The 7,824-nt window shown below is 40.3% G+C and carries 8 protein-coding genes; 2 read left to right on the forward strand and 6 right to left on the reverse strand.

Features of this window, described 5'->3' with window-relative positions:
- Positions 1 to 6: 6 nt before the first annotated feature.
- The 3 genes from QXS89_06650 to QXS89_06660 are packed head-to-tail and all read right to left on the reverse strand — an operon-like array spanning position 7 to position 2,890.
- Complete coding sequence (locus QXS89_06650) at positions 7 to 1,113, reverse strand: ATP-binding cassette domain-containing protein (protein MEM3831857.1); 1,107 nt, start codon at positions 1,111 to 1,113, stop codon at positions 7 to 9.
- On the reverse strand, positions 1,091 to 1,885 hold the full coding sequence (locus QXS89_06655) for an ABC transporter permease subunit (protein ID MEM3831858.1): 795 nt from the start codon (positions 1,883 to 1,885) through the stop codon (positions 1,091 to 1,093). Before QXS89_06655 ends, QXS89_06650 begins: the two co-directional genes overlap by 23 nt.
- A complete protein-coding gene (locus QXS89_06660) occupies positions 1,886 to 2,890 on the reverse strand; it encodes a substrate-binding domain-containing protein (GenBank protein ID MEM3831859.1) in 1,005 nt (334 codons plus the stop codon).
- A 203-nt stretch (positions 2,891 to 3,093) separates the two neighbouring features.
- Here QXS89_06660 and QXS89_06665 point away from each other — a divergent pair, with 203 nt between their 5' ends.
- The gene (locus tag QXS89_06665) at positions 3,094 to 3,579 is read left to right on the forward strand and encodes a peroxiredoxin (GenBank protein ID MEM3831860.1); all 486 of its coding nucleotides are present in this window, start codon (positions 3,094 to 3,096) and stop codon (positions 3,577 to 3,579) included.
- 139 nt (positions 3,580 to 3,718) lie between these two features.
- Positions 3,719 to 4,459 carry a hypothetical protein gene (locus tag QXS89_06670; protein MEM3831861.1) on the forward strand — a complete coding sequence of 247 codons (741 nt, stop codon included), beginning with the start codon at positions 3,719 to 3,721 and terminating at the stop codon, positions 4,457 to 4,459.
- 101 nt (positions 4,460 to 4,560) lie between these two features.
- Here the strand turns inward: QXS89_06670 and QXS89_06675 are convergent, their stop codons facing one another.
- Genes QXS89_06675 through QXS89_06685 form a run of 3 tightly spaced genes read right to left on the reverse strand, consistent with a single transcriptional unit; the run spans position 4,561 to position 7,555 of the window.
- Positions 4,561 to 5,337, reverse strand: coding sequence for an ABC transporter ATP-binding protein (locus QXS89_06675; GenBank protein ID MEM3831862.1), 777 nt, complete (start codon positions 5,335 to 5,337; stop codon positions 4,561 to 4,563).
- Complete coding sequence (locus QXS89_06680; protein ID MEM3831863.1) at positions 5,334 to 6,377, reverse strand: iron ABC transporter permease; 1,044 nt, start codon at positions 6,375 to 6,377, stop codon at positions 5,334 to 5,336. Before QXS89_06680 ends, QXS89_06675 begins: the two co-directional genes overlap by 4 nt.
- Before the next feature lie 5 nt (positions 6,378 to 6,382).
- Entirely contained in the window at positions 6,383 to 7,555 is a 1,173-nt protein-coding gene (locus QXS89_06685; protein MEM3831864.1) for an ABC transporter substrate-binding protein, read from the reverse strand.
- Positions 7,556 to 7,824 lie beyond the last annotated feature (269 nt).

A 7,824-nucleotide genomic window follows, 5' to 3' on the forward strand; every position in this document is an offset into this window, starting at 1 on the left:
ATACTTCTACTTCTGAAGATCCCTATTCGACTCAGGATTAGAGCATTTGATCTCGATTCTCTCAGGCGGTATGAAGATCATGATCTCATTCAAGGATCTAATCATATCATAATCAGATGATAACGCTAGCACCATCCCCCCAGTATAGCAGTATAAAACTCTGCCAAGTGGTGTGACACCTTCTTCAACATCCTCGCATCGAATCACATTCGCCGCATTCTTCTTATCTCTCCATATCTCTACAGCCTTCGGAGGTATTATAATAAAACAACTGCTATCAGGATCTACAACTCCTCTCACAACAAGATCTCCTAGATCTGTTACGGCTATCATGTTATCATCTATCCTTCTAAAACCTCTAACAGGTAGAACATTGTATCCTAAAGCTTTAGAGAGAAATATAGAGCTTCTACAACTCTCTTCAGAGAAAGGTCCTTGATATGAGATCAAGCCTTTTTCTAAAACCAAGATCTTCTCTTTAAACACCAGCGCATCCTCCACATAGTTTGAGGCTATGAGAGTAGTGATCTTAAGTTTTCTAAGAAGAGTTTTAATCTCGATCCTTACCCTAAGTCTCGTCTCAGGATCTATATTCGAGAAAGGCTCGTCCATTAGAAGAAGACGAGAACCGAGAGCAAGAGCTCTTGCTATAGCAGTTCTCTGTCTAAGACCCTGACTAAGTTCTCTAGGTCTAGCTCTCATATAATTCTCTAGCTCGAGTATTTCTATAGCCTCTCTAACTCTCTCATCAAGTTCTCTCCCTCTCAAACCTTTCTTCTTAAGACCTAGAGCTATGTTATCATAGACACTCAGATGATCGAATAAAATACTATCAGAGGGTATGTAGGCTATATTCCTATCCCATGGAGGAACTATGATCTCTTGATTCCTCTCCCCTGTTTTTCTAAGCACAACTCTACCACCAATCAAGATCTCACCTTCTTCAGGGTTTATAAGACCTGCTACTATCTTGAGCGTAGTAGTCTTACCACTTCCATTAGCTCCTAGAAGCAGCCCGATCTCGCCCTCACCAAGGCTGAAACTCACACCATCTAGAACAACTCTATTCTTAAAACTCTTTCTAACACCTCTAACCTCCAGCAACTCTGCCAACCTCTCTGGTTATACTATATGAGAAAGCTATGATGGCGAGTGCTGAGAGGAGATATATTGTGAGAACTGTTGATAGGATCCTGAGATCTCCATAGTTATTAGCGTAGAAAAGCATTATTGGAAGAGTTTCAGTTCTCAATCTTATACCTCCTCCCAGTATGTATGAAGCGCCGAATTCTCCTAATACTCTTGTAAATATCACGACAGCTGATAACATGAACTGTTTACCGAGCATAGGTATTATAAGACGGAATAAAGCCTCTAATCTTCTGAAACCCAGTGTGAGAGCTGTCTCCCAGTATCCAGGGTTTATAGTCTGAAGTATCATCATGCTACTTCCAACACTCAGAGGTAGTGCTACTATTGTCTGAGCCAGCAGGATACCCTTAGGATCATTCACGATCTGCAGATATCTGTTGACGAGTTCTCCTAGAGGAGTCTGAGTGAAGAATATGAGAAGTATCAAGCCTATAGCTGCTGGAGATAGAGCGTTTGGAAGCATTATAAGCACCAGAGAATACTCTTGCAAACCACTCCTCCTCTCAACCAGATGATACCCTATTAACAATCCTAGTAGGAGAGCTACAGAAGTTGATATAGCTGATGTATAGAGTGATAGGTAGATGCTGAGCCTAACCTCCTCTCTGTAGACCACATCCAAGGTGAAGAATTGAAAACTCCATATCATGTAGGAGATTATCAGAACTAATCCTAGGATTAGAACTAGATAGAACACTATCCCCTGAGCTTCTATAAAACTTGAAAACCGCATCTAACCGATTCCTCCGCACATGCCTGCCTTATCAGAGGGTATGCTAGTATATGGAGTGATTCTTCTTAGAGTATACGCGTCAATTATAAATCCATTCTCTACAGCCCACTCCCTGTTACTCCTCAGATAATCTGCTAGAAAATCTACGAACATCCTAGCTATCTCAGGATTACTCGTTGTATTTAGAACAGCTGCAACCTGGCAGGCGCTGTAGAGAAGATCTTCTTGTTTAAGCCATATGATCTTCAGACTACCAGGATACCAGTAGTAGAAGCTGTTCCAGCCAAGTCCGGCATCCACGGCTTTTAGAGAGAGCTGTCTAGCTACGTAAGACTGGTCTGGGAGTATTATCAGTCTATCCTTTAGAGAGTCGTATAAGCCTAGCTTCTTCAAGATCTCTATAGATACATTGCCAGCTGGAGTAGTCTCTGGATCTGATATAGCAACTCTAAGTCCTGGCTTCACAAGATCATATACGCTCGTCACATTCCCTGGATTATCTAAGGGTACTAGAACCGCTATAACCTGCCAGCCTAGAGGACGGATTGTGTCTCTGTATATCAGGCCTAGGTCTAGAGCTCTCTTGGCGAAATCCGAATCAGCGAAGAGCATGACATCACCTTGTCTGCTGATCATAACTCTATTAATAAGAGATCCTGTGCCTCCATAGACTACCTGAATCTCTATAGCATAACCTTTCTCAGCTGACCAGTTCTTGAAGATAGGGATCACGTGTTCTAAGAATTTTGAGAAGACAGGCGCAGAATAAACTAGAAGATTGTAAGACCTTGTCATATTGATCTCAGTAGTAGTGTTTATAGGAGTACTAATAGAATGCTCCCCGCTAGAGAGATTTCTCATATAAAGATATGCTAGTGTTATAGATAGCACTAGCACTAGCACCACTATAACGGATATAATTCTGATCATACTCATCCTACTCAAACCTTGAGAAGATCTCCAGGATCTCATGGGCATATGTATATCTCTACTGTTTACATTCATTAAAGACAACCCATATATATGAGAGAATGTCTTCTTATAAATACGAGCTTATAATTATGTAAATAAGTTTATTTACATTTTAACACATAAAAGATCTGAGAATACAGAGCAGTTTCTAGAACAGAGTATCAAGCTTAAAAACCGTGATGATAGAGTAAGCACGAGCTTTTATCTTTAATTAGATTTTATAGATAGTGATATAATTGGTTGAAGTAGGAGAAAAAGCACCTGAATTCAGTCTACTAGACACAGATCTTAAATTGAGATCTCTGTCAGAGTTCCTATCAAAGAGAAGATTTGTAGTCCTACTATTCTTCCCAGGAGCTTTCACCTCGGTATGTACTAAAGAACTTTGCACATTCAGAGATAAGATGGCGAGTTTTAATAGATTAGATGCTGAGGTTATAGCAGTCAGTGTTGACAGTCCATTCTCTCTGAAGGCTTTCAAAGATTTAAACAAGCTTAACTTCACTCTTCTAAGCGATTTCAATCGAGAGGTTATAGAGAAGTACGACGTTGTTCTTCCAGATCTTCTCGGGCTTGGATTGAGAAGGCTTGCTAAGAGAGCTGTCTTCATTCTAGATCCCGAGGGGTTTGTAAGATATAAGTGGGTTGCTGAAGATCCTAGACTAGAGCCTGAGTATGATGAGGTAGAAAGGATTCTAGAAGAGCTTAAGAAGAGATCCTGACAAGATTATATTTCTCGTGTTCTTCAAAAGATCTTTTTAAATCCTATATCTCAGGAATAATACTAGCATGATCATATTTATCTAAAGCATGTACAGATTTAAAAGCCTGAATATCTTCACACATAAAAATGGGAGTATATTGGAGTGGTCTACCGAGATCCCCAAAGAAATCTATGCAAAGCTATACGTGCCCTGGAGAAGAGTTAGAGTTGAGGTATCTATCATATCTAGACTTCTCAAGAAGAATAATGCGAGAAAAGTTATCGAATTCGGATGCGGTGTTGGAAGACATGGGTATCTCCTCTCTAAAGAAGGTTTTGAAATCCTCTTAACAGATGTGAGAGATTGGAGGATTGGAATGGCTAGAAAACTTCCTTTCAAGTACTATGATATTCTCAGAGGAGGTTTCATAGATCTCTTCGAGGGAGGGTATTCTATGGCTACCATGATATTATTCGATAGAGAGAAGATGATCAAGGCTCTTAGAAATATATGGGAGAATCTAAGGATTGGAGGAGTCTTCATATTTGATTATAATTTCTCAACATATGAAGAACCTGAGAAAGTCGATGTAAGATTTGACGGCGAGATCTACTCAGCTCTTCTGAGGAAGAGTATTTATAGAAAGATTGATGGTGGGTTTTTCTATGAGTACAGAGTTGAAGTGGTTAACAGCAGGGGAGAGCTTGTAGGTGTTGAAGATGCTTCATATCCTATCTATGGGAGAGAAGAGATCTTCAGAATTCTAGATAAGACTGATTTCGAGATTGATGAGGTGGTCTGGGCTAGCTGGGATCCTAGGAAGTACATGTATAAGATTCTTTCTTCAGAGGATGATGCTGATAGCATGTTCATCTCAGCTAAGAAGAGGAATAGATGAAAAGATCTTAGAATCATAATTATATCAGAGGGATACATGTATATATGAATCGTCTTCTGAGAACTTGTAGAAAGATCTGATGCAAATATCTGTGTAGAGTTCTAGGAGCTTTTATAGGGTATTACAATTCTTCTACCATTGAAGGATAGCTCCACCACGTTAACACCATAGATCTTTTCAATGAGTTCTCTCCTGAGAACATCACCGGGATCTCCTGATGCTACTATTAAACCTTCTGAGAGCATTATAATCTTATCAGCATAAAGCGATGCAAGATAGAGATCGTGTATAGCTATTAAAGCTATTAGATCTCTCTCTCTACACATTCTTCTAACAAGATCTAGAGTCTCCATTCTATATCTTATATCTAGAAATGCTGATGGCTCGTCTAGAAGTAGTATCCTAGGTTCTTGCACTAGAGCTCTTGCTATGAGTACTCTCTGAAACTCTCCACTACTAAGCTCGTTAAGCTTTCTATTAAGTAGATGTCTTATATTAACCTCTCTAGAGATCCTGTCTATAACCTCTATATCTCTCTCACTAGGCTTTAGATCTAGAGCTTTCTGATGCGGGTATCTAGCTGTCTCTAGAAATTCTAGCACTGTTGAAGGTATAGAACTTGATATGTGAGGATCCACATACGCCGTGATCCTACTAAGCTCTCTAAGACTATATCTCTCTAGAGCTTTCCCATCGATATAGACAGCACCTCTCCTAGGCTTCACAATAGATGCTATTGTTTTGAGAAGAGTTGTCTTTCCAGAGCCGTTAGGTCCTATTATAAATACAGCCTCCCCAGACCTAGCTTCTAGAGATACGTTTCTGAGAGCCTGGATAGATTTATACCAGATCTCAATACCGTCTACAATGATTCTCATGATCTCATCCTTCTAATAACAATATAAGCTAGAAAAGGAGATCCTATCAAAGCTGTTATGAAGCCTGTAGGAATAGAACCTATCATAAGAACCACACCTATGACTCTAGATAGAACATCTGCTAGAAGAACTAGAAGACCTCCTACGAGGATTGATATAACAATAGTATACTTATGATCAGATCCCACGAGAGCTCTAGCTATATGAGGCGAGGCTATACCTATGAAACCTATCACACCAACAATAGCAATAGTAGTTGCAGTAGCTAGCGCGGCTACTAGAGATGCTACCACCCTAGTCGTAGAAGGGTTAAAACCCACGCTCATAGAATACTCATCCCCATATAGATAGGCGTTAAGATGCTTGAAGAGAATCATAGATGCTATAAAGCATATAGCGAGCGAGTACGCCAGATAGCCTACATCTCTCCACGAAACCGCTTCAAAGAATCCTGTGAGAAGATATATGAAAGGAGATCTCGTCATACTCTGAAGAATGTAGAGGAGAATGCTAGAGAGAGATGCAAAGAATGATGAAACGGCAACACCTGCGAGAACCATTGAAAGAGCTCCTCCTCCAGCGAATCTACTGAGGATCAAGGTCATGATATAGCCTGAGAAAGCTCCTAGAAAAGCTATAGAAATCATATAATACTTGTTATAGGCAAGACCTGAGTCTAGCTGTAATGCTATTATAAGTCCTAGAGCTAGGAATGATAATGAAGATGTTGATAATCCGAATATATATGGATCTGCGAGAGGATTTCTAGATACAGCTTGAATAAGAAGTCCTGAGAGTGCTAGAGATGCTCCTACTAGTAGAGCTGTTAAACTTCTCACAAGTCTTAGATCTAGTATTGATGACAAGATCCTATTCTCATCTGAGGATCTGCTGATTAAGAGATTCATGATATCTCTAAAATTCACTCCAGAGGATCCTATGGAGATCGATATGAGAAGAGATATGAAGATCAAGATCGTGAGGAGCAGAATGTATATAAAAAATCTAACTATTTTAGATCTCACGATCTCTAGAGTCATCACGATTAAACCACTCCTACTAAAATGATTCTAGCGATGAGCAGGATCTTTATAACATCAGCACTCTCAAATCTTCCGAAAATCTCTGGATGAAGTATCTTAGCAAGAATATTTAGAGCGTCAACAAGCCTGGGGCTAGGTCTCTGGAATGTGTCTGCAACCACACCTGTTATAACGTATACATCTCCATTCTTCCAAGCAGTTGTTCTAGTTATCGGAGAATTCGCCAAGCTATTCTTTATATCGTTCACTGTCTCAGCACCTCCATGGGCTAGCACTATGATAACCTGAGGATCTGCTTGAAGCACGTCTTCATAGCTTAACTGAACCCAGCCTCTGAATCTATCAGCTATGTTAGATCCTCCCGCAGTTCTTATAAGCCATCCCATGAAAGTATCTCCTCCACCCGTCCACAAACCCCATGTTGGAGGTCCTATGAGTATTAGAACTCTCACCCTACTCGCATTAGCACTTGCTATCTTAGCCTGAACACTCGATATATTAGCCTGGATCCTTTCTATGAGATTTGCTGCGGCATCTCTTACTCCTGCTATTATTCCGATCGCTCTTATATCCTCATACAGATCATACTGATCTCTTGCCAGGTCGCATCTTAGAAAGAATGTTTTCACACCTACGCTCTCAAGCTTTGGAGCGAAACTAGTCTCCTGAGGAGTCACTCCTCTGCACATGAACACTATATCAGGTTTCAACCCTATTATCTTTTCAACATCAAGAGTCCAAGGACCTCCAACTACGGCTATCCTACCAGCCTTAACAAGCTCTAGAACCTCTGGAGGATAGTTAGAATAGCTATCAACACCAACGATCTTGTCGACCAACCCTAGAAAACCTAGGATCTCTGTAATACTTGGAGCTGTAGAGACAATCCTTGTCGGAGGCTTATCGATAACAACCTCTCTACCTAGAGCATCTGTGATCCTCAAAGGCCACTCAGATACGTAGGTCTGAACTATGGTCGTGGTCTGAACCTGATAGAGAGGAGTTGTCACTATCTCTGTTCTAGTCTCTGTAACTATTTGAGTCCTGTATATGGGGGTGTAGAGCGTGGTATACTGTGGAGATTGTGTAGCTCCTAGATAAGGTCCTACTAGGATTCCTGCTAGCAGAGCTACTATCACTAGGATTGTCACAAGGATCAGATCTCTAGATCTCATATATGGACTACCAATCCATATAATATTTTCCAAAGCTTATATTTCCAGTCTTTTCCTATTACTTCGGATATAATAAGAAACCCGGACAAGTACCCTTCCTTTCAGTCCTTTCTTATTGCTTCACGGGCTCATGATAGATCCCATGATTCTTCTCCAGTCCCATACATAGAGCTTTCAGTCTTTTCTTATTGTTTCGAAGAAGAGATTATCATAGTATGAATTACGCCTGAAAAGACTATCTTAACTTTCAGTCTTTTCTTATTGCTTCA

Source organism: Sulfolobales archaeon (genome assembly GCA_038881635.1).
Lineage (GTDB): Archaea > Thermoproteota > Thermoprotei_A > Sulfolobales > AG1 > WYEN01.

What these genes read in the sequence shown, in the direction of transcription:
- QXS89_06655 (MEM3831858.1), bottom strand. Translation starts at nt 1,885, where the DNA reads ATGCGGTTTTCAAGTTTTATAGAAGCTCAGGGGATAGTGTTCTATCTA.
- QXS89_06680 (MEM3831863.1), bottom strand. Translation starts at nt 6,377, where the DNA reads ATGACTCTAGAGATCGTGAGATCTAAAATAGTTAGATTTTTTATATAC.
- QXS89_06675 (MEM3831862.1), bottom strand. Translation starts at nt 5,337, where the DNA reads ATGAGAATCATTGTAGACGGTATTGAGATCTGGTATAAATCTATCCAG.
- QXS89_06660 (MEM3831859.1), bottom strand. Translation starts at nt 2,890, where the DNA reads ATGAATGTAAACAGTAGAGATATACATATGCCCATGAGATCCTGGAGA.
- QXS89_06685 (MEM3831864.1), bottom strand. Translation starts at nt 7,555, where the DNA reads ATGAGATCTAGAGATCTGATCCTTGTGACAATCCTAGTGATAGTAGCT.